The organism is Streptococcus pantholopis (genome assembly GCF_001642085.1).
In the GTDB taxonomy this organism is placed as follows: domain Bacteria; phylum Bacillota; class Bacilli; order Lactobacillales; family Streptococcaceae; genus Streptococcus; species Streptococcus pantholopis.
This window is the reverse complement of the sequence record NZ_CP014699.1, coordinates 692,593-714,483: the sequence shown is the minus strand read 5'-3', so window position 1 is coordinate 714,483 and position 21,891 is coordinate 692,593. Positions and strand designations below refer to the sequence as shown.

17 protein-coding genes are annotated in these 21,891 nt (G+C 42.0%); 8 read left to right on the top strand and 9 right to left on the bottom strand.

What is annotated here, in order from left to right:
- The first annotated feature begins 245 nt into the window (after positions 1-245).
- From A0O21_RS03375 to A0O21_RS03365, 3 genes are read left to right on the top strand one after another with little or no spacing between them, the layout of a single operon-like run.
- On the top strand, positions 246-1,616 hold the full coding sequence (locus A0O21_RS03375; protein ID WP_067061275.1) for a carbohydrate ABC transporter permease: 1,371 nt from the start codon (positions 246-248) through the stop codon (positions 1,614-1,616).
- The gene (locus A0O21_RS03370) at positions 1,616-2,452 is read left to right on the top strand and encodes a sugar ABC transporter permease (protein WP_067061272.1); all 837 of its coding nucleotides are present in this window, start codon (positions 1,616-1,618) and stop codon (positions 2,450-2,452) included. The genes A0O21_RS03375 and A0O21_RS03370 overlap by 1 nt, the downstream gene beginning before the upstream one ends.
- A 51-nt stretch (positions 2,453-2,503) precedes the next feature.
- Positions 2,504-3,649, top strand: coding sequence for an ABC transporter ATP-binding protein (locus A0O21_RS03365; RefSeq protein ID WP_067061269.1), 1,146 nt, complete (start codon positions 2,504-2,506; stop codon positions 3,647-3,649).
- A gap of 96 nt (positions 3,650-3,745) precedes the next feature.
- On the opposite strand, the gene uvrB is transcribed toward A0O21_RS03365, so the two are convergent.
- Entirely contained in the window at positions 3,746-5,740 is a 1,995-nt protein-coding gene (gene uvrB, locus A0O21_RS03360; protein WP_067061265.1) for an excinuclease ABC subunit UvrB, read from the bottom strand.
- Between the two features lie 948 nt (positions 5,741-6,688).
- On the opposite strand from uvrB, the gene A0O21_RS03355 reads away from it, so the two are divergent.
- The 3 genes from A0O21_RS03355 to A0O21_RS03345 all read left to right on the top strand — a co-directional run bounded on the left by A0O21_RS03355 (position 6,689) and on the right by A0O21_RS03345 (position 11,654).
- Positions 6,689-8,866 (top strand): ABC transporter substrate-binding protein/permease, encoded by a 2,178-nt coding sequence (locus tag A0O21_RS03355; RefSeq protein ID WP_067061262.1) that lies wholly within the window; start codon positions 6,689-6,691, stop codon positions 8,864-8,866.
- Complete coding sequence (locus tag A0O21_RS03350) at positions 8,866-9,606, top strand: amino acid ABC transporter ATP-binding protein (protein WP_067061258.1); 741 nt, start codon at positions 8,866-8,868, stop codon at positions 9,604-9,606. The genes A0O21_RS03355 and A0O21_RS03350 overlap by 1 nt, the downstream gene beginning before the upstream one ends.
- A gap of 530 nt (positions 9,607-10,136) precedes the next feature.
- Positions 10,137-11,654 (top strand): ATP-binding cassette domain-containing protein, encoded by a 1,518-nt coding sequence (locus A0O21_RS03345; RefSeq protein WP_067061256.1) that lies wholly within the window; start codon positions 10,137-10,139, stop codon positions 11,652-11,654.
- 27 nt (positions 11,655-11,681) lie between these two features.
- Here A0O21_RS03345 and A0O21_RS10925 read toward each other — a convergent pair whose 3' ends face one another.
- The 3 genes from A0O21_RS10925 to A0O21_RS03335 form a co-directional block, all read right to left on the bottom strand.
- On the bottom strand, positions 11,682-11,858 hold the full coding sequence (locus A0O21_RS10925) for a hypothetical protein (protein WP_099092213.1): 177 nt from the start codon (positions 11,856-11,858) through the stop codon (positions 11,682-11,684).
- A 60-nt stretch (positions 11,859-11,918) separates the two neighbouring features.
- A complete protein-coding gene (obgE, locus tag A0O21_RS03340) occupies positions 11,919-13,235 on the bottom strand; it encodes a GTPase ObgE (RefSeq protein ID WP_067061252.1) in 1,317 nt (438 codons plus the stop codon).
- A 167-nt stretch (positions 13,236-13,402) separates the two neighbouring features.
- Complete coding sequence (locus A0O21_RS03335; RefSeq protein WP_067061249.1) at positions 13,403-13,531, bottom strand: DUF4044 domain-containing protein; 129 nt, start codon at positions 13,529-13,531, stop codon at positions 13,403-13,405.
- Positions 13,532-13,963: 432 nt separating this feature from the next.
- Between A0O21_RS03335 and A0O21_RS03330 the strand changes: the two genes are divergently transcribed.
- On the top strand, positions 13,964-14,323 hold the full coding sequence (locus tag A0O21_RS03330) for a thioesterase family protein (RefSeq protein ID WP_099092212.1): 360 nt from the start codon (positions 13,964-13,966) through the stop codon (positions 14,321-14,323).
- A 40-nt stretch (positions 14,324-14,363) separates the two neighbouring features.
- Here A0O21_RS03330 and A0O21_RS03325 read toward each other — a convergent pair whose 3' ends face one another.
- Both A0O21_RS03325 and A0O21_RS03320 read right to left on the bottom strand, forming a co-directional pair.
- Complete coding sequence (locus A0O21_RS03325; protein ID WP_067061242.1) at positions 14,364-15,185, bottom strand: HAD family hydrolase; 822 nt, start codon at positions 15,183-15,185, stop codon at positions 14,364-14,366.
- 47 nt (positions 15,186-15,232) lie between these two features.
- Entirely contained in the window at positions 15,233-15,979 is a 747-nt protein-coding gene (locus A0O21_RS03320; protein ID WP_067061239.1) for a DeoR/GlpR family DNA-binding transcription regulator, read from the bottom strand.
- Between the two features lie 294 nt (positions 15,980-16,273).
- On the opposite strand from A0O21_RS03320, the gene A0O21_RS03315 reads away from it, so the two are divergent.
- Complete coding sequence (locus A0O21_RS03315; protein WP_067061236.1) at positions 16,274-17,200, top strand: aldo/keto reductase; 927 nt, start codon at positions 16,274-16,276, stop codon at positions 17,198-17,200.
- 354 nt (positions 17,201-17,554) lie between these two features.
- Here the strand turns inward: A0O21_RS03315 and A0O21_RS03310 are convergent, their stop codons facing one another.
- The 3 genes from A0O21_RS03310 to A0O21_RS03300 form a co-directional block, all read right to left on the bottom strand.
- Entirely contained in the window at positions 17,555-18,352 is a 798-nt protein-coding gene (locus tag A0O21_RS03310; protein WP_067061233.1) for a Cof-type HAD-IIB family hydrolase, read from the bottom strand.
- Positions 18,345-18,929: a sugar O-acetyltransferase gene (locus A0O21_RS03305; RefSeq protein ID WP_067061229.1), complete on the bottom strand. Its 585-nt coding sequence runs from the start codon at positions 18,927-18,929 to the stop codon at positions 18,345-18,347. Before A0O21_RS03305 ends, A0O21_RS03310 begins: the two co-directional genes overlap by 8 nt.
- Positions 18,930-19,520: 591 nt before the next feature.
- Positions 19,521-21,551 carry an acyltransferase family protein gene (locus tag A0O21_RS03300; protein ID WP_067061226.1) on the bottom strand — a complete coding sequence of 677 codons (2,031 nt, stop codon included), beginning with the start codon at positions 21,549-21,551 and terminating at the stop codon, positions 19,521-19,523.
- Positions 21,552-21,891 lie beyond the last annotated feature (340 nt).

The following is a 21,891-nucleotide window of genomic DNA, read 5'->3' as shown; positions in this document are numbered from 1 at the left end:
TCGGCCGCCTGCACCCTTCTAGTCGTCTTGGCAGAGGTGCGCCTACGAAATCAAAGATTTCTGGCTTACCGTCATTTTTGCTTTGCTCCTTTAACGGGCTTTGTATCTTGCTGGAATTGAACACGCCCTAAGAGCTGTGCAAAAAAGATAGCCCTCCCTTGAGTCTTTAGTGACTCAGCGGTCAGGCTCCTATTTTTGCTTTGCTCTTTTAACGGGCTTTGTATCTTATTTAAAAGGAGGTTTTCATGAATACAAGTGCATTGGATTTGGCAACTTTACCTGTTAAAGAATCCTTTAGGAAAGGAAGCTGGGATATTAGACTGTCTTTTTTTATCATGGGATTGGCTAATATCAAAAATAAGCAATTCGTTAAGGGATTTTTCTTTCTCCTCTCTGAAGTTTGTTTTATCATTGCTTTTATCAGTCAGGTTATTCCTGCTCTTAAAGGACTGGTTACACTTGGAACTAAAGAACAAGGTACTGTTACAAAAACAATTGACGGAGTTAAACTGCAGGTAACTGTTAATGGAGATAACTCCATGCTGCTGCTTATTTTCGGTCTGGCTTCTGTTATTTTTTGTTTGGTTTTTGCTTATATTTACTGGTGCAGCCTTAAAAGCACCTGTCATTTGTATGTTCTTAATAAAGAAGGCAAGAAAATTCCTACCTTTAAAGAAGACTTACTGACTTTGACAAACGGGCGTTTCCATATGACTTTAATGGCACTGCCACTACTTGGTGTGCTGCTTTTTACTGTCTTGCCGCTGATTTATATGATCTGTTTGGCCTTTACTAGTTACGATCACAGTCATTTACCGCCCAAAAGCCTCTTTGACTGGGTCGGATTTGTTAATTTTGGCAATGTTTTTAACGGCCGTATGGCCAATACCTTCTTTCCGGTCTTATCATGGACATTGATATGGGCCGTATTTGCAACAGCAACCAATTTTTTCTTCGGTATTATTCTGGCTTTATTGATTAACACAAAAGGCTTAAAGTTCAAGAAATTTTGGCGGACTATTTTTGTTATTACTATTGCTGTCCCTCAGTTTATTTCTTTGTTGATTATGCGCAACCTCCTCAATGATGCAGGACCGGTCAATGCTTTCTTGGAAAAACTTGGTTTCGTTTCTGCTGCCTCACCTCTTCCTTTTTTATCAGATCCAATATGGGCAAAATTTTCGATTATTTTTGTCAATATGTGGGTTGGGATTCCAGTTACTATGCTGGTTGCCACTGGAATTATTATGAATCTGCCGCAGGAACAAATAGAGGCAGCTGAAATTGATGGAGCCAATAAATTTCAAATTTTTAAATCGATCACCTTCCCTCAGATTCTCTTGGTTATGACACCGACATTGATTCAGCAGTTTATCGGCAATATTAATAATTTTAATGTGATTTATCTCTTAACGGGAGGCGGTCCAAGCAATTCCAGCTTCTATCAGGCAGGCAGTACAGATCTCTTAGTTACATGGCTTTATAATCTAACTGTGACTGCTGCAGATTATAATCTGGCTTCCGTTATTGGTATTATTATCTTTGTCCTCTCAGCTGTCTTTAGCTTACTGGCTTACACCAGGACAAATTCTTATAAAGAAGGGGTTGTCAAGTAATGAAAAATCGTAAGAATGTAAGACTAGCTCTGGTTTATCTGCTTTTGACTGTACTTTCCATTATCTGGCTTTTTCCAATCGCTTGGGTTGTGCTATCCAGTTTTCGCGGTGAAGGCACGGCTTATGTCAACTATTTTATCCCAAAAACATGGACATTCGAAAACTATACCAAGCTCTTCAATCAGAATGTTTTCCCTTTTGGCAGGTGGTTTTTAAACACTCTTTATGTGGCGACTGCCAGCTGTATCATCTCAACTTTTATCACTGTCGCTATGGCTTATTCACTTAGCCGTATCAAGTTCAAGCATCGTAACGGCTTTTTAAAATTAGCTTTAGTGCTTAATATGTTCCCAGGATTTATGAGCATGATTGCTGTTTACTATATTCTTAAAGCACTCAATCTGGATCAGACACTTTTGGCCTTAATTCTTGTTTATTCAGCTGGGGCTGCTCTCAATTTTTATATTGCAAAAGGTTTCTTTGATACCATCCCCTACTCTTTGGATGAATCGGCTATGATTGATGGAGCAAGGCGCATGGATATTTTCTTTAAAATTACCTTGCCCTTGGCTAAACCAATTATTGTCTATACAGCTCTGATGGCCTTTATTGCTCCCTGGATTGATTTCATCTTTGCCAGAGTTATTCTTGGCGATGTCACCAGCAAATATACAGTGGCTATCGGCCTCTTCTCTATGCTGCAGCAAGATACAATTAATAATTGGTTCTTATCTTTTACAGCAGGCTCTGTGCTCATTGCTATTCCAATTACTCTGCTTTTTATGTTCATGCAAAAATATTATGTTGAAGGTATTACCGGAGGATCTGTTAAGTAATATACTTCCGAAGAGAGAAAAAACAGTTGAAATTAGTAAGGAAAAAACACTATGGTTGAATTAAATCTGAATCATATTTATAAAAAGTATCCTAACAGCAACCATTATGCTGTTGAAGATTTTAATCTTAATATAAAGAATCGCGAGTTTATTGTTTTTGTCGGTCCTTCTGGATGTGGTAAATCGACAACTCTGCGAATGGTAGCTGGCCTTGAAGATATTACAGAAGGTGAGCTAAGGATTGATCATCAGCTTGTTAATGATAAATCACCTAAAGATCGTGATATTGCAATGGTCTTCCAAAATTATGCCCTCTATCCTCATATGTCCGTTTACGATAACATGGCTTTTGGTCTAAAACTTCGAAAATATGCCAAATCAGATATTGACAAGCGGGTTAAAGAAGCCGCTCAAATCCTTGGGCTGACAGAATTTTTGGAACGTAAACCTGCTGATCTTTCCGGAGGACAGCGACAGAGGGTTGCTATGGGGCGGGCCATTGTCCGGGATGCTAAAGTATTCCTAATGGATGAGCCCTTATCAAATCTAGATGCTAAACTTCGAGTTTCTATGCGTGCTGAAATTGCCAAGATCCACCGCCGCATTGGTGCCACAACCATTTACGTCACCCATGATCAAACTGAAGCAATGACCTTGGCTGATAGAATCGTTATCATGAGCTCCAGCAAAAGTCCTGATGGTTCAGGAACAATTGGACGTATTGAACAGATTGGCAGCCCTAAAGAACTTTACAACGAACCAGCAAATAAATTTGTTGCCGGTTTCATCGGCAGCCCCGCCATGAATTTTTTTGAACTGACCGTTGAAAAAGATTGCTTGGTTAATAACGAAGGCTTACGCCTTGGTCTGCCGGCAGGTCAAGCTAAAATTCTTGCATCACAGGGATATCTTGGTAAAACTGTCATTTTCGGTATTCGGCCAGAAGATATCTCTACCCAGCAAATTGTTCGAGAGACCTACCCAGAAGCCAACATCGAAGCTGAAGTTCTTGTTTCTGAACTTTTGGGTTCTGAAACGATGCTTTATGCCAAATTTGGAAGCAATGAATTTGTTTCTAGATCCGATGCACATGATGACCATCAGCCTGGAGAAAAAGTTTCCTTAACTCTCAATATTGCTAAAGGCCATTTTTTTGATAAAACTACCGAAAAAAGAATCACTTTGCCCACTAATTAACAGAAAAAAGACATGAGCCACCATGTCTTTTTTCTTGTTTTTAAAAATACTGTGTTTTAGCTTATACAAGACATCATTAAAAGCAATGGACACCTTCTAGTCCATCGCTTTGAGTTCTAAGACCATATCCCGAAGCTGAGCAGCTAATTCGAAGTCAAGAAGTTCGGCTGCTTCCTGCATCTCTTTTTGCAGCTTCTTGATTGTTTCTTGGCGTTCTTTCTTAGTCATTGTGGAGACATCCAGATCCTCAGCAACAATTCCATCTTCATCGCTGGCCTTAGTAATAGCAATCAGATCACGGATATCTTTCTTAATGGTTTGAGGCACAATACCATGTTTCTTATTGTAGGCCATCTGAATTTCACGGCGGCGGGCCGTCTCATCAATTGCCCGTCTCATCGAGTCCGTTATAGTATCGGCATACATAATAACATGCCCCTCTGAATTACGGGCTGCCCGGCCGATTGTCTGAATCAGCCCCCGTTCATTGCGTAAAAAGCCTTCTTTATCAGCATCTAAGATAGCTATCAGACTGACTTCAGGTACATCAATACCTTCCCGCAGAAGATTGATACCAATAAGAACATCAAAAACGCCTAGGCGTAAGTCGCGAATAATCTCGGTCCGTTCCAGCGTTTTGATATCCGAGTGCATATATTTGACCTTTACCCCCATCTCTTTAAGATAGTCTGTCAAATCTTCAGCCATTTTCTTTGTTAAGGTGGTAATGAAGGTTCGTTCTCCTTTTTCAGAACGGGCATTAATTTCTCCCAGCAGATCATCCATTTGCCCCATAGTTGGCCGAACTTCTACTTCGGGGTCAAGAAGACCGGTCGGCCGAATAATTTGCTCAATGACTGTATCGGTTTGCTCCCGTTCATAGTCGCCCGGTGTCGCAGAAACATATACAATCTGATGGACATGACTTTCAAATTCCTCGCGGCGCAGGGGCCGGTTGTCCAGCGCACTTGGCAGGCGAAAACCATAATTAACCAGCATTTCTTTGCGGGAACGGTCCCCGTTATACATCCCTTTAATTTGGCCCATCGTCATATGGCTCTCATCAACCATAATCAAAAAATCTTCCGGAAAGAAGTCAAGCAAGGTATAGGGCGGTTCTCCTTCGCTTCGACCATCCATATGGCGTGAATAATTTTCAACGCCGTTCGTATAGCCCATTTCCTGCAGCATTTCAACATCATACTCTGTTCGCTGCCGGATACGCTGCGCTTCAATCAATTTCCCTTCTTTCTCAAAAAGTTTAACCTGCTCTTCCATTTCCTTTTTTATATTGTAAATAGCTCGCTCCATATAATCTTCACTGGTGATAAAGTGAGTAGCCGGAAAAAGTACCAAATGATCAGCTTCTCCCAAAACTTTGCCGGTCAGGCTATCAATTTCTCGAATTCGATCAATTTCATCACCAAAAAATTCTATGCGAAACGCATGTTCATCACGGGAAGCAGGAAAAATTTCAACAACATCACCGTGAACGCGAAAACGACCGCGCTGAAAATCAATATCATTGCGCTCAAACTGGATATCAACTAAATCATTGAGCAGTTTATCCCGTGAAATTTCCAGCCCCGGCCGGAGACTGACTGCTCCTTCGGCATACTCCTTGGGTGAACCCAGACCATAGATACAACTGACTGAAGCAACAACAATTACATCATTGCGCTCCAGTAAGGCCGATGTAGCTGAGTGACGAAGTTTGTCAATCTCGTCATTAATCGCACTGTCTTTCTCAATATAAGTATCGCTCGAAGGTACATAAGCTTCCGGCTGATAGTAGTCATAATAAGAAACAAAATATTCAACAGCATTGTCCGGAAAAAATTCTTTAAACTCGCCGTAAAGTTGCCCAGCAAGGGTCTTATTATGAGCAATAACAAGTGTCGGCTTATTCACCTGCTGAATAACCTGACTCATAGTATAGGTTTTTCCAGTACCTGTTGCACCCAGCAAAATCTGGGCTTTCTCACCACCTTCAATATTATCGACTAAAGCTGCAATAGCCTTGGGCTGATCGCCCGAAGGCTCATATTTTGAAACAAGTTTAAAACGATTGTTTTCTTTTCGATCAATCATCACTTCTCCTCTCACTAAGATACAAAACCTGTTAAAAGAGCAAAGCAAAAAGACGGTAAGTCCGAAATCTCTGATTTTGCAGACGCACCTCTGCCAAGACGACTAGAAGGGTGCGGCCGACTTTCAAGGCGACAAAGCCTTCAGACGTCTACGGCTGACGGTAAGTCCGAAATCTCTGATTTCGCAGACGCACCTCTGCCAGGACGACTAGAAAGGGGCGGCCGACTTTCAAGGCGACAAAGCCTTCAGACGTCTACGGCTGACGGTAAGTCCGAAATCTCTGATTTCGCAGACGCACCTCTGCCAGGACGACTAGAAGGGTGCGGTCGGCTGTTAAGGCGACAAAGCTTTCAGTCGTTTACGGCTGACGGTAAGTCCGAAATCTTCGATTTCGCAGACGCACCTCTGCCAGAACGACTAGAAAGGGGGTAAAATTTTAAACTTTCAAAGTCGTCTTAAGTCTGTTCAGCAGGACGCTAATCGCCTAGTGGTACTTTATTCGCTTTTTCAAAGTTCTAAACCTAACTACGCTTTTCCCGCAGCATTTAGGGCCTATTCGATGTCACTCATAAAAAATGGGAAAGAATAAATCCCATTAATCAGTCTATATGGACTTAAGCATCTCTCCCTGCTGCATTGAAAAGGCAGCTCCCCCTAATTCTTTCAACTTATTTACATTTTAACATAATGCGGAGAAAAGGACCGAATTGAGGTTTGTGTCAGAAAACATGACACCTTTTCAAGAAGAATTTGCCTAATCTTTTGTATTTTGCTATAATTTAATTATATATTAATAGAAGGATAGAGCTAAAAAAGTCTTTCAGACAGCAGTTTAAGATGCTGCTGCTCTACATTATGTGATAAAATATAACATAATCTACAGTGGGTGTTTGCCTAATCCTTTGAATTTTGCTATAATTTTAATCATACTGTATAAAGGAGACCAAAATGAAGAATTACTTTAAAGCACTGTTTTTGGCACTGCTCTCACTATTCTTTATATCAGGTGCTATGCCCGTGAAGGCTGAAACGATTTCTATCGTCTCAGATACTGCTTATGCTCCGTTTGAATTTAAAGATTCCGATCAGACCTATAAAGGGATTGATGTTGATATCATCAATGAAGTTGCTAAGCGGCAAAATTGGGATATCAATATGACTTTCCCCGGATTTGATGCTGCAGTCAATGCCGTTCAGGCTGGACAAGCTGATGCCTTGATGGCAGGAACAACAGTTACTAAGGAGAGGGAGAAGGTTTTTACCTTTTCAGACACTTACTATGATACGGCAGTCGTTCTCTACACACGTGATGACAGTAATATTTCAAATTACAGTCAGCTCAAAGGAAAAACGGTTGGGGTTAAGAACGGGACAGCAGCTCAGACATTTTTAGAAAAAAATAAAGATAAGTATGGCTTCACTTTAAAAACATTTGATACCAGCGATCTAATGAACAACAGTCTTGATTCAGGCTCTATTGACGCGGCTATGGATGATGAGCCTGTTGTGCAGTATGCTATCAGTCAAGGAAAAAAGTATGCTATCAATATTGACGGCGAAGAAGTCGGAAGTTTTGCTTTTGCTGTAAAAAAAGGCAGCAAATATGAGTATCTTATTGACGAATTTAATCAGGCTTTTGCATCCATGAAAGAAGATGGCACATATGACGAAATCATGGCTAAATGGCTGGGGACAGAAAACAGCAATTTGGCTTCGACCGGCGATGCGTCCAGCAAAGCAACTCCAGTCAAAAGCAGCTACAAAATTGTTGCCGACTCTTCATTTGCTCCCTTTGAATTTCAGAACGACAGCGGTCAATATGTCGGTATCGACATGGAGCTAATTCAGGCAATCGCTGATCAGCAAGGCTTTACAATTGAAATCAGCAATCCGGGATTTGACGCCGCACTCAACGCTGTTCAGTCCAGTCAGGCCGACGCTGTTATTGCCGGTATGTCAATTACTGATGCCCGCAAGAAAATCTTTGATTTCTCGGATTCATATTACACATCAAATATCATTTTAGCTGTTAAATCCGGCAGTGACATCAGCAGTTACGAAGAGCTGGCCGGCTTAACAGTCGGTGCTAAAAACGGGACAGCTTCCTATAGCTGGCTCGAAGAACATGCGGCAGAATATGGGTACAGTTTAAAAGCCTTCGATGAAGCTTCGACCATGTATGACAGTTTAAATTCAGGATCCATCGATGCCTTAATGGATGATGAGGCAGTGCTGAAATATGCTATCTCTCAGGGGCGGAACTTTGATACTCCAATCAAAGGGGAAAAATCTGGAGAGTATGGTTTTGCTGTAAAAAAAGGCAGCAATCCAGAGCTGATAGAAATGTTTAATAACGGTTTAGCAGCTCTTAAAGAGTCCGGACAGTATGATGAAATTATTGATAAGTATCTGGGATCAGAAACTAATAATGATAAGGCAGAGGACAGTACGGTAGATGAATCAACTATTTTTGGTTTAATCGCCAATAACTACGGCCAGCTCCTATCCGGTTTGGGAACAACGCTGATGCTAACTCTAGTATCTTTTGCCTGTGCAATGATTATCGGCATTATTGTTGGGATGATGGCTGTTACGCCTAGCCAAACTCTGCGAACCATCGCGTCTGTTTTTGTTGATGTTATCCGCGGTATCCCTCTGATGATTGTAGCAGCCTTTATTTTCTGGGGAATTCCCAATTTAATTGAATCGATTACAGGCAATCAAAGCCCGATCAATGACTTTTTGGCAGCAACTATTGCGCTGTCGCTCAACGGCGGAGCCTACATTGCAGAAATTGTCCGCGGCGGTATTGAGGCCGTTCCTATAGGACAGATGGAAGCCAGTCGCAGTTTGGGGATTTCCTACGGAACAACAATGCGAAAAGTTATTCTGCCGCAGGCTGTTAAACTGATGCTGCCCAACTTCATTAATCAGTTTGTTATCTCACTGAAAGATACGACGATTGTCTCGGCTATTGGCCTGATTGAGCTCTTTCAAACCGGTAAAATCATCATTGCCCGCAACTATCAATCCTTCCGTATGTATGCGATCCTGGCAATTATCTACCTTGTAATGATTACGCTGTTAACACGCTTAGCCAGACGTTTAGAAAAGAGGTTAAAATAATGGCAGAATTAAAAATTGATGTTCAGGACCTCCATAAATCTTTTGGAGATAATGAAGTTTTAAAAGGCATTACAACGCAGTTCTATGAAGGTGATGTTGTCTGCATTATCGGTCCCTCTGGTTCGGGGAAATCTACTTTTCTGCGGACCCTTAACCTCCTTGAAAGTATTACCAGCGGGAAAGTTATTGTAGACGGCTATGAGCTGTCGGATAAAAACACTGATGTTGACAAAGCACGTGAAAATATTGGGATGGTATTCCAGCATTTTAACCTTTTCCCTCATATGACCGTCCTTGAAAATATTTGTTTTGCCCCTGTAGAGCTGGGAAAGTACTCTCAGGAAGAGGCGGAAAAGGTCGGCATGGAGCTGCTGGAAAAAGTCGGCTTAGTTGAAAAGGCGGATGCGAAGCCGGACAGCTTATCAGGAGGTCAGAAACAGCGGGTGGCTATTGCCCGCAGTTTAGCCATGAACCCTGCTATCATGCTTTTTGATGAACCGACATCTGCTCTAGACCCCGAAATGGTCGGTGATGTTCTCAATGTTATGAAGGATTTAGCCCATCAAGGCATGACAATGCTGATTGTCACACACGAAATGGGTTTTGCCCGTCAAGTGGCTAACCGTGTGATTTTTACCGACGGCGGTGAATTCTTAGAAGACGGCAGCCCTGAGGAAATCTTTGACCAGCCTAAACACCCTCGCCTGCAAGATTTTCTAAACAAAGTTTTAAATGTCTGATAATAAAAATTGATGCAAAGGACTTCGTCACTTTTAAGGACGGGGCCTTTTATTTGTACTTATAGGACTTTGCTTAATATAATATTTTGATATCTCTTTTTCTATCAGGCTGAAAGCTTTTGTAAAACCAACGGCTGCATAATTTTCACAACTGCTGCAAGTTATATTTCAGCCCTGCTGTGCTCCTTATCCCAGACGAAAAAGATTTTTTGCTTTCCTGCAGCAAAATATTGACACCGCTTTCATCATCTGCTATACTTAAAGTAGTGAATCTTAAGGAGGAAATAAAGCGCCATGGACAGCAAAAAGCTAATCTTTTGTTAGGCTTACCTGAACAAGTTTAGTTTTTTAGTGTGCGCTTTAATTTTTTTAGTCAGCTTTACTTAGATAGTAAAGGCTTGTTTTTATAGCCTCACTTTACTCTTCTACTTGTCAGGTAGGAGAGTTTTTCTATCGCAAAAACCTGTCACGGCCAAAATTAGCTGCTGCTCATCAGGCTAGACAGTGTTTGAAAGAAAGTGAGAATAGCTATGCTGCAACTTAACCATTTAACAATAAAGCACCGCCGTACAGCCGCTGTACTAGTCCCTGATCTGACTGTCAGCATTCAAAAAGGAGATAAGGTCGCTCTGATTGGTCAGGAAGGGGTAGGAAAATCCACTTTGCTCTCTTACCTCTTTGATCCTGAAAGTATCAAAGAGTATGCAGACGTCCATGGCCAAATCAGTCATTCATTTCAGAATATTAGCTATTTGCCCCAGCAGATGCCGGCAGCAGAACAGAACAAAGATTGCTTTTCCTATCTTTACAATTCTAAGACTGACAGTTTTTTTGATTTTAACCGCTGCTTCCAACTTGCTAACGAGCTGGGTTTTGACAGTACACATTTTGATTCTTCCCAAACTATCGGCAGTCTTTCAGGAGGGGAGAGGCTGAAGCTGCAGCTTATAAAGCTCTTTTCGACACCCTCAGATTTGATTCTTCTTGATGAACCGGCTAATGATCTGGACTTGGACAGTTTAGAATGGCTGCAAAATACCATCCAACAAAGCCAGCAAACCATTATTTTTATTTCTCATGATGAGCATTTACTGGCAAAAACTGCTAATAAAATTATTCATTTAGAACACCATAAAAAGAAAAAACAAGCTCTAGTACATACGAAAAAAAGCCGCTATCTGGATTATGTGACTGATAGACAAAGGCAATTTGCTAAAGAAAACGCGCTGGCCAAAAAAGAAAAACAGGAAAGAAACAAGCAGCTTTCTAAACTCAGGCGCTCTCAGTCTGCCGTTCACCATGCTCTCAATCAGACACGAAATGACATTGAAGGCCGGCTCTTAGCCAAAAAAATGAAAGCCCTGAAGGCTCAGCAAAAGCGCTTTGAACGAGAGAACAGACAAAAAGGCCCCGCTCCTTACCAAACAGACACCATTCATATTGATTTTCAAAAACTGCAGCCGTTGCCGGCTGGAAAGAAAATTCTCTGCTATGAACACGAACTGCTGTCCTTGCCTCAAACAGGAAAAACCATTCCTATCAACCTCACGGTATATGGACAGGATAAAATTGTCATTACCGGGCGCAATGGTATCGGCAAAACCTGCTTGTTAAAACATATTTACCAAGAGCTTAAAGAGCAAAAGGGCACTTTGTCTATTGGATACATGCCGCAAAATTATGATGAGATCTGGGATGGTCAAGAAACAGCTCTGGAATTTTGCGGCAGAAGACACCAAAAAGAGCAGGTACTGACCTACCTTTCCAGTTTACAGTTCAATTATGAGGACATTTATCAGCCTGTAAATAAACTCTCAGGCGGACAAAAAGCAAAACTCCTCCTCGCTCAGATGCTGCTCAACCGGTACAAAATTCTACTGCTGGATGAACCCACCCGCAGTTTCTCACCCACTTCACAGAAATCTATCCGGCAAGTTCTAAAAACCTACCCAGGCTGTATCATCAGTGTTTCTCATGACCGCAGCTATATCAGCCATGTTCCCCAAATAAGCTACCAGCTGACTGAAAAAGGATTGATAAAGAAGTAAAAAGCCGGAAATCCAGCCTGCCTTGGGTCAAGGATCCTGCTGCTTCCCGGTTTCTTCTTCTCTTCTCTTCTCTTTTTCCAAGCGAATTTTGCGATTAGGATTGAGTTTATTAAAAAGCTCTTCTAATTTCTCTGCATTCCAAACATCTGCTGCTGAAACAAAATTTCCGTCCTTGTCCCTAAATGATATCGGTTTATCCCCCATAAAGCCCCCTTTTCATTTTAAGTTCATAGCTAAAACTGAATACCTTAAGCTGGCTGAATATCAGTCAACAAATTCAAATTCAAAACTGCCGATACGTACGGTATCACCGTCCTTAGCTCCGCGGCTGCGCAAAGCTTCATCAACCCCCATGGCACGCAGCTGGCGGGAAAATTTCATAATAGCTTCGTCGCGCTCCATATTGGTCATCACAAAAAGCTTTTCTAATTTCTCACCTGATAATACCCAAGCGGCATCGTCAGTGCGGGAAATATCAAAAGGATGTTCATCATCAGCTGAAAAACCGTAATATGTTTCGGTCTGAGCCATATCAGCGTCGCTGTACAGAGGAAAGTCAGGTGTTTTATCCAGCAATTCTGCTGTTGCTTCCATCAGATTTTCCAGCCCTTGATGTGTCAAACCGGAAATTGGAAAAATCAGAGGTTGATCAGCAAATTCATCATATGCAGCAGCTAATTTTTTTCGAAAAATTTCCAGCTGTTCAGCTGCCTGAGGCATATCCATTTTATTGGCTACAATAATCTGCGGACGCTCTGCAAGACGAAGATTATAGGATTTCAGCTCCTTATTGATAGCCAAATAATCTTCATAGGGATCACGTCCTTCTCCTGCAGACATATCAAGCACATGCAGTATCACCCGTGTTCTTTCAATATGTCGCAAAAACTGTGTTCCAAGACCAACCCCTTGGCTGGCACCCTCAATCAGTCCCGGCAAATCCGCCATCGCAAAACTTTCGCCCGATTTTGTACGAACCATACCCAGATTAGGAACAATGGTCGTAAAATGGTAAGCACCGATTTTAGGCTGGGCGGCTGTAACAACACTAAGCAAGGTGGATTTCCCGACTGAGGGGAAACCAACCAGGCCCACATCTGCCAGTATCTTTAATTCAAGCTCCAATTCACGCTCTTCACCGGGCTCCCCGTTTTCTGAGATTTCAGGTGCCGGATTGCGAGGTGTCGCAAAGCGTATATTCCCGCGCCCCCCTCGGCCGCCATGTGCTACAGTAAATTCCTGATCCCTGCGGACAAGATCGGCAAGAACTTTGCCAGTTTTTGCATCACGAACAGTTGTTCCCTGCGGGACAGGTACAATCAAATCCTCGGCTCCTCGTCCGTGCATTCCCTTGGTCATTCCTTTTTCACCGGGCTTAGCTTTAAAGTGGCGATTATAGCGGAAATCCATCAGAGTTCGCAGCCCCTCGTCCACTTTAAAAATAACATTGCCACCCCGGCCGCCGTCTCCTCCCCAAGGACCGCCGTTAGCAACATATTTTTCACGGCGGAAAGCCACCATGCCATCGCCGCCTTGGCCGGCTTTCACTTTTACAGCAGCCGTATCTAAAAACATACTCATCTATTTTATTCCTTCTTTTTTTCTGTTTCTTAGAAGACAAAAAAACACAGCAGAAATAGTCGGAAACCGGATGAACCTCCGGAACTTTCAAAACCACTTTCTGCCTGTCATTTAACCATCCAAGTCTATTTTAAAATGGCAATCGCTCCAGTCGCTGACGGTTTTGCTTACAGCAGGACACTCAAAGCACTAATCAAAATACCGCCGACAGTCACAAGAACCATCAAAATGACAACAAATAATGTTAATTTTTCAAAAGCCGTTTTTTTACGTGGTCCATTATCACCAAATGCCAATTTTACCACCTCTTCATAATGATTTAAACATTTCTATCTTAACACGAAAGCAGCAATTAAGCAAATCTCAGCCGCCCATCAGACTTCACTCGGCAGAAAATATTGCTCCGTGCTTTCTGTTTAAAATAAAATTATTTTTCTGCCTCTTCACGGGCTTTGTATCTCATCGGAACTGAACCGCCCTAAACGGGCTTTGTATCTTGTTAATTGAACACGGGCTAAGTGTGCAAAAAAGATATGGCTAAGTTTAGAATTGCTTTCAAGTTAGCTAGCCGTAGCCGTCTAAAGGCTTTGTCGCCTTAACAGTCGACCGCACCTTTCTAGTCGTTCTGGCAGGGGTTTGCCTACGAAATCAAAGATTTCTGGCTTACCGCCATTTTTGCTGTGAGCTTTTAAACGCCCTTTGTATCTTATTTAAAGGAGATGTTACTAATGTTATTTCAGAAAATTTATCACACAGAATCTAAAGATTCTGCTAAAAGCATGGAATCAGGAGAACTGGAGGTTCTTGCTACACCGGCTTTAGTTGCCTTCATGGAAAACACGGCTTTTACTCATCTGCAGCCGCAGCTAAAAGAGAATGAAACAAGTGTTGGTTCGGCCATATCTATTGAGCATTTAGCAGCCAGTCCAATCGGAACAGATATTCGAATTATTATCAGACAGATGACTCGGAAAGGGCGGCAGTACCATTTTTCAATTGCTGCTTATGAAGGAGAGGAACTCATTGGTAAGGCAGAACACACACGCGTAGCTGTAGACCAAGACAGATTCATCGCTAAATTTTACTAGGCCGCCAGGGCTCCGATTTCCTAAACTTTTCCTTCCGATTTTAACGAAGAACATAGTCGGCAATGGCAGATGAAACACCGTTTTGATCATTGCTTTCAGCAATAGCATCTGCCCTCTCTCTAACGGTCTGCGGTGCATTGCCCATAGCCACGCCAAGTCCTGCTGACTCTAACATGGGCATATCATTGAAGTTATCGCCGATTGCCATCGTCTGTTCAAGATTAAGATGGTAATAAGCAGCCAATTCTCTAAGTGCTCTGTCTTTTGAAACAGTCTTTGCTGTCACTTCCAGGTAATTATCCTTTGACAAATAGCAGTGAATATATTTAAAGAGCTGCTTATTCAACAATTGGTAGAGATTTTGAATTTCCTCTGCTTCTGCAATTAAAAGCAGCTTATGTACAGAAACAGTCTGCCGGCTGAGAAAATCAGTAAAATCAGTCACAACAGGCATTTCTCCTGTAATGCCTGCTTCCAGCGAGACCCACTTATCTTTTTTTTCAACCAGCCAATCGGTTCCTGCGTAACAATTGACTGATATTTGAGGGAAATCATCTTTCAGTAGTTGCAGAAGACTGCTGACTTCTCCTTTGTCTAAGGGATTTTCGTAGACGAATTGATAGCTGTCTTTGTATTTTTGAACAATCAATGCCCCGTTGTAGCAAGCCATTGGAACTCCTTCAAGTCCTAAGGCTTGTGCTAAAGGAGCCATCCCGTAAGGCGATCTGGCCGAAGCCAGAATAAAGGGGATTCCTCTCTCTTTTAGCTCTGCAACAGCTCCCTTTAACCCACTGTCCAATTGGTGCTGGCTGTCCAAAATCGTACCGTCAATATCGCTGATAATCAATTTTACCTCAGTCATAATATCTCCTTAGTAGCAAAAATCCTTATTGGGTAAATAGTATAATATTAGTAAAGGACCTGTGTCTGACGGCCTATACTGTCTAGAAGGGCTTTATCAGGTTTCCTGTCACAAATCAAATAATCAAAGTCTGCTAAGGAACACAGGACATGTGGCCCTTGCCGCTCCCACTTCCCTGCCTCGGCAATCAGAACCTTGGTTTGTGCCCGTTTGAGAGCCAGAGCTTTGACCTGCACATCTTCGACATCCGAAAAACTCACTTCTCCACCTCGGAGGCCGGCAGCTCCAATAAAAGCTATATCTAAGTGAAGCGATCGAAGCAGTTCTGCTTCTTTTAAGGAAAAGTAGAAACGATTAGCAACATAAAAACGCCCTCCAAGTAAGTGAAAATCGATTTGCTCCTTTTCCGAAAAAACAAGGGCATTGTCCAGAGAATGCGAATAGACAGTAAGGGGCAAATCTGTCAATTGGGCTAGACGCAGCAGACTGGTTGAAACATCAAAAAAATAATAGCCTCCCTGTTTGAGAAAAGGCAAGGCCATCTGTGCCATTCTCTCCTTCTCCTCATTCAGTTCCTCTAAACGCTCTTTAAAAGCAGGAATCAGAGATGGTTCAAGGATAGGCAAAATACCGCCATGTGTTCGCTTAACTCTGTGCTGCTGTGCTAAAAGCGCAAAGTCACGCCGAACAGTATCTCTGGAAACCTGCAGCTCTTCCATAGCTTTTTTAGCAGACAGCTCCCCCCGTTTCGCCAATATTTCCAGAATTTTCCTTAAACGCTGTTCTTGGTACATAGACTAACTCTCCTTATTTATATTATAACACATATTTAAGTGTTTATAAGTATTTATAAGCATTTTCCTGCAATCTTCTGCAAAGATTATCCTGTCAGCAGCATTTGAGTGTCTTTTCAGCTACAGTATCCTGCTCAATAATTTGAGGAAGCTGCTGCTCCTTTTCAATCTGATAATAGCCTATTTCTGTTATTCTAATTTTTTATGCTTTTGAGCTGCTCTGTCTGCCTTAGGACTTGACCTTAGACCTGCTCTAAGTACTATAATAAAAGTAAAACATTGGAGGTGCTAGTCATGAAAACAATTACTGTTGCTCGCGGCCCGCAAGAGGCTGCTGCTATTATTCTGGGCTGTATGCGGATGCCAGCTCTATCTGTTTCAGAGGCAGCGACAATCATCCAAACAGCTCTTGATTGCGGCGTCAATTTCTTTGACAACGCAACCGCCTATGGTAATGGCGAAGCTGAAACACGCTTTGGTCAGGCCTTTGCACAAAGCGGCAATAAACGGGATGATGTTTTTATCCAATCGAAAGTTGGGCTCTGTTTTGAACGCAACGAATTTGACTGGACAAAAGAAAATATTCTTAGCAGTGTTGATGACAGCCTGCATCGGATGAAACTAGACTATTTGGATTCTGTTCTGCTGCATCGGCCGGATTTAATTTTTGAACCGGAACAAGTCGCTGAAGCGTTTGATACATTGGAAAAATCAGGTAAAGTTCGCTATTTCGGTGTTAGTAATGTTCCGCCAATGCAGTTGGAGCTGCTGAAAAAATATGTTAAACAGCCGCTCATTTTTAATCAGCTTCAGCTTTCTTTAGAACAGTCTCAGCTCATCGATCAGTCGCTTTATCTTAATAATAAGACAACCGATATGTCCATCGACCGGGATAATGGCATACTGGACTACTGCCGTTTGCATGATATTACGATTCAGGCCTGGTCCCCTCTTCAATATGGAATGTTTGAAGGCAGCTTCATTGATCATCCTAATTTCCCAGAACTGAACCAAGCTTTGCAGGAAATCGGGGATAAATACGGCATTTCCAAAGCGGCTGCAGCCATTGCTTGGATTCTGAGACACCCTGCCAACATGCAGGCTATTGTCGGCACAATGAACCCCGAACACTTGGCTGATGTCTGTACAGCTGCTAATGTTAAACTGACTCACCACGAGTGGTACCATCTCTATCTCGCTGCCGGTAAGTATTTACCATAAGCAGGCAAAACCGAAGCTGGTTTTGAAAAACTGTATATCTCTTGTGACTGGTAAAATCTACCCTTATCTTCTCACTTCAATTTTTTAAAACTAGCTGAGGAGCTGTGCAGAAATCCATAAAATTCCTACAATTATGCCCCCAAAGCTGAACTAAAATTAGCTTTGAGGGCTTTTTCGATGCAATATTGAATGAAAATTTACCAAGAAACAAACTAGTATACACTGCACTCAGGCTGTCTTATCTTGCCAAAACTAGGCATAATTAATTTCTATAACCCAAATGAGCAGCTGAGCGGGAGGGTAATAAATCGATATTCTCGAAATCACATTTTTTGTCCCGCTTCTTTTTATGCTTTAGGTTAATAACTTTTCGATAGTTTTCAGCACTCCGCTGTCATCATTAGAAGGCGCGATAGCTGAAGCTGCTGCTTTTACATCTGCACTGCCATTGGACATGGCATAGGAATATTTAGCCAGCTTGAGCATTTCAATGTCATTGCCGCCATCACCAAAAGCTGCCAGCTCTTCTGCCGTAACTCCCCACCTATCTAATAAATAAGCCATCGCCGTTCCTTTATTGACACCTTCAGCAATCACATCAATATTCCCATGACCGCTGGTTACTGCGACAACCTTTCCTTCCAGTTTATCATTCAAGGCATCGACAATGGCATACGTTTGATTTTCCGGGGTGTTGAATGAAAACTTCATAAAATTATCATCAGGCAATTGAGCAAATGTTTCTACTGCTGTCAAACGATGGTAATAAATAGAAAAATAATCCTTGACTTCCTGAGCTGATGCCTGCAAAATATAAGCTGACTGCTCACCGCATAAAACCAGTTCATGGTCAAACTTGTTTTCTGTCAGATAATCCAGTACAAGGCGTACAGAATCATTGCTCAAACGGTGACTCTTGATAAAACTGCCGTTTTCAACAATATAAGCCCCATTTTCTCCAACAAAAGTGATACGGTCTTTTAATTCAGGAAAAAAAGACTGAATTTGGTAATACTGATTGCCGGAGATACTGACAAAACGAATGCCTTGGTCTGTCATTTTTTCAAAAAGCACTTTGAAGTGTTTGCGGTCATAGTCATTTCGGCTATTTAAAAACGTACCGTCCATATCTGTTGCGACAACTTTAATCATGTGCTTGTCCTTCCTTTTGTTCAATTGTCTTCATCACACGGCAAGGCACACCGCCCGCCAAGCTGTTGGCCGGTATATCCTTTGTTGCCACACTGCCAGAAGCGATGACACAGCCGTCTCCGATTGTCACACCAGGCATAACATTGACATTGGCCCCCAGCCAGACATTATTGCCGACAGTAATCGGCAAAGCTTGTTCAAGTCCAGCATTGCGACGCTGATAGTCCAGGGGGTGGTTGGCTGTATAAAAAACTGTTGAAGGCCCTACAAAAACATGGTCTCCCAGAGTCACTTTTCCACCGTCCATAAAATAGCAATTAACATTGACGAAACAGTTTTTACCAAAGCTGATGTTTTCACCATAATCACAAGTAAAAGAGCTGAGCAGGACCAAACCCTCGTAAGTTCGGCCAAAAAGCTCTGCCATAACTGCTGAACGTTCTTTTTCCAAACTTGGTTTTAGTTGATTAAGTTCAAAGCATAAGTCCTGAGCCGCCAACCGTTTTTGGATCAATTCCGGATCAAAATTAGCATCGTACCAGTCACCTGACTGCATTTTCTCACTTGCCGTTACCATCTACATCTCCTTCAACAAGATACAAAGCCCGTTAAAAAAACCGTATGAAAATAGGGGATGGCAAGTGATGCTGGCATCACGATGACAGCCATCTTTTTCACTAGGATTTTAGGGCGTGTTCAATTCCAACAAGATACAAAGCCCGTTAAAAGAGCAAAGCAAAAATGGCGGTAAGCCAGAAAGCTTTGATTTCGTAGGCGCACCCCTGCCAGAACGACTAGAAAGGTGCGGTCGACTGTCAAGGCGACAAAGCTTTCAGACGTTTACGGCTGACGGTAAGTCAGAAATCTTTGATTTCCAACCCCCTCACTCTCCCTTTTCTAGGTTCGGGCTGAAATCATCCACTGGATAATTTCACTGCACAGCTCTTAGGGCGTGTTCAATTCGACAAGATACAAAGCCCGTTAAAAATGCAAAAGGAAAATAGGGGACTGACTGACGAATCACCAGATTCTAAATCAGAACATCTTTTTCCCGCAACCTCTAGGGCGTGTTTAATTCATACTCAAGCCAAGCAAGCAAAAGGGTTCTCATATCTCCTTTAGGCTCTTGTTTTATTTACTTTTTCTTTAAAAATTTGTCTTTTCTCCTTTATCTTCTGCTGCTTATCAGTTTTGAAAGCCTATTTTTTCCGGATAATAAAATCTGTATAGCTATTCCTGAAAGGAAGATTTGAAGTATGATAGATAAAAGCAGATAAGCAAAGCTTGAGGGATTAAACACAGAAGCTGCAGCTGACTCTATTTGAGCCCCAAGTAAAGTATACACCGCAAGAGCCATCATAAAGCTTTCTCCCGCCTTTTTTAAAAAAATTTGGGCAAGAGGCCAGTTCTGACGAATATAATCAGCTAGACCAATAGTTAAGAGCGTTCCTGCAAGAGATCCTATGATAACCATGCCGTAAGGCTCGTACTGCCTAACAATCATATCCATTCCCCCGATATAGATCATATAAGCCCAAATAGGGGAAAGGATAAAATATAAGAAGGAATTGTTGAGGACGGTTTGCAGCCATTGTTTTTGATGAAACTGGTGGCCTAAACGGTAAAAAATGATAGCATAGCAGGCTATATCAAGGCTCCAAAGCAGCCAATAGCCCATTTCCCCAAGAGCTAAGCCAAGCAAAGACAGGCTGAGGCAACAGGCCCATTTCAGCCTATCTGTTTTGAATAGTCTGTCCACTGCTGTATAAATCAAAGTAATGAGAAAGAGCAGCAACATGAGGGCGGCCAAACCAACTGATGGCAGATCCGTCCAGAGCTCTTTGGTCAAAGACAGACCAAAAAGATATTGGGACAGTTTATCATCAAGAAAAGAGGGCGTCCAATGGTTTGCCTGAAGCAGTAAGTCACCGATAACCAAAAGACTGTACGGCAGCAGAAAAAAGCTTAGGCTGTTCTTTATTATTTTGCTGACACTTTTAGAGCTGTCATAGCTGTAGCCATACAGAAAAACAAGAGCCGGTATCTGGCAGGAAAAAAGGATTGTCCTTAAGTTCTCATCGATTCTAAACAAGCTGAACAGTATTGATAAAAGCAGCAGACCTTTGGCTATATCAACCGTAAGAGTATTCACATCAAAGCCGTCTGTCTGCCTTTTTTCTAAGAAGCTTGATTTTCGCCTTGAAAAAGAGTGTTTGAGCTTTTCTACTGCCGAGGCCGTCAAAACAGCAAAAAGAATTTCAATGACAATACATGTCCAGACTCTAAGATTACCTTCCAGCTTCAACAAATCAAGGCTTTTATTAACATAGGGTGCCAAAGCCTCTAAGGCATATAGGTGGGTGCATAAAACGGTTAAAGAAATCCGTCCGATATAGTCAAGAATACGGCCCTTGTAAATAACAGAGATGCCATATACCAGCAAACAACCTGATAAACCGACTAAAACGGATAAAATAACATCATTGATATCGGCTGTAACAAAATTGACATTACAGTATCCCAAAAAGATTCCCAGCAGCAAAATAAGCTGAGCAAAGAGATAGTGGGACCATCGCACTTTTGAAAGCAAATCATGTTTACGTATAACAAATCCTATCCACATAAAAAAGGCTGCCATCATGCCGGACTGAATGCTGAAAGGAAGCCATAGGAACTGTGCCGAAATATGGCCGGTTAGGGCAATAAGGGCTAAGACTGTTCCGGCATAGGCATCGTTTTCACCGAAATAGTTTAGAACAGCTTGAAGCAAAAGGCTAGCAAAAAACATGGCCGGAAGAAACCATATGGCACCTATCTTGCTGCCCAGCTCAATTGTGCCAAATACTGTATGAGTCCCCGAAGCAAAAAAACTTCTGACAAGATCCCGGCTGATTAACCTTGTAATGCTTGCAGCAGAACGCTCATGATAAACGAGATAGCTGTTAAAAATATCCGTCAGCATAATCAGCAAGCAGGTGTAGAAATACGGAACCATTAAGCGGGAAAAGCGCGCATTCAAATAATCGCCGTTTATTCTTTTCTTTTTTGAAGTATAGCCGGACAGGACAAAAAATATCACCAAATGTATCCCGTATACAAAGCTGAAATTCCATATCCCTTCAAGCCCTGCGCTTACATGCCCAATGATCACCAGCAGTATGGCAATCCCTTTTGCCGTGTCAATCCACTTTTCCCTCATTATTTCCTTTTCTTCCCCTAATTAATTGTAGTGCTTGTGTCAGGCAGCGCTCCTTTGGTACCTTGTTTAGACAAGATAACTTACCAAAAACCTTAGTTTTTCGAGAGTATATGCCCAATCAGCGATTCAATACTATTATTATACCGCTAAAATTAATAAAAGACCACAGCAATCATTTTTATCAGGAAAGGCGTTACGTATGAGTTGTCAACCAGCAGTTAAGAATTGCTATCTATGGTATCTGAGAGTATTTATTGAGTATTGAGAGCTTGCACAGACTGCCTGCTTGTAGAGACCTTTGAACAAGCAACTTACTCTCAACCTGAACATCATGAGACAG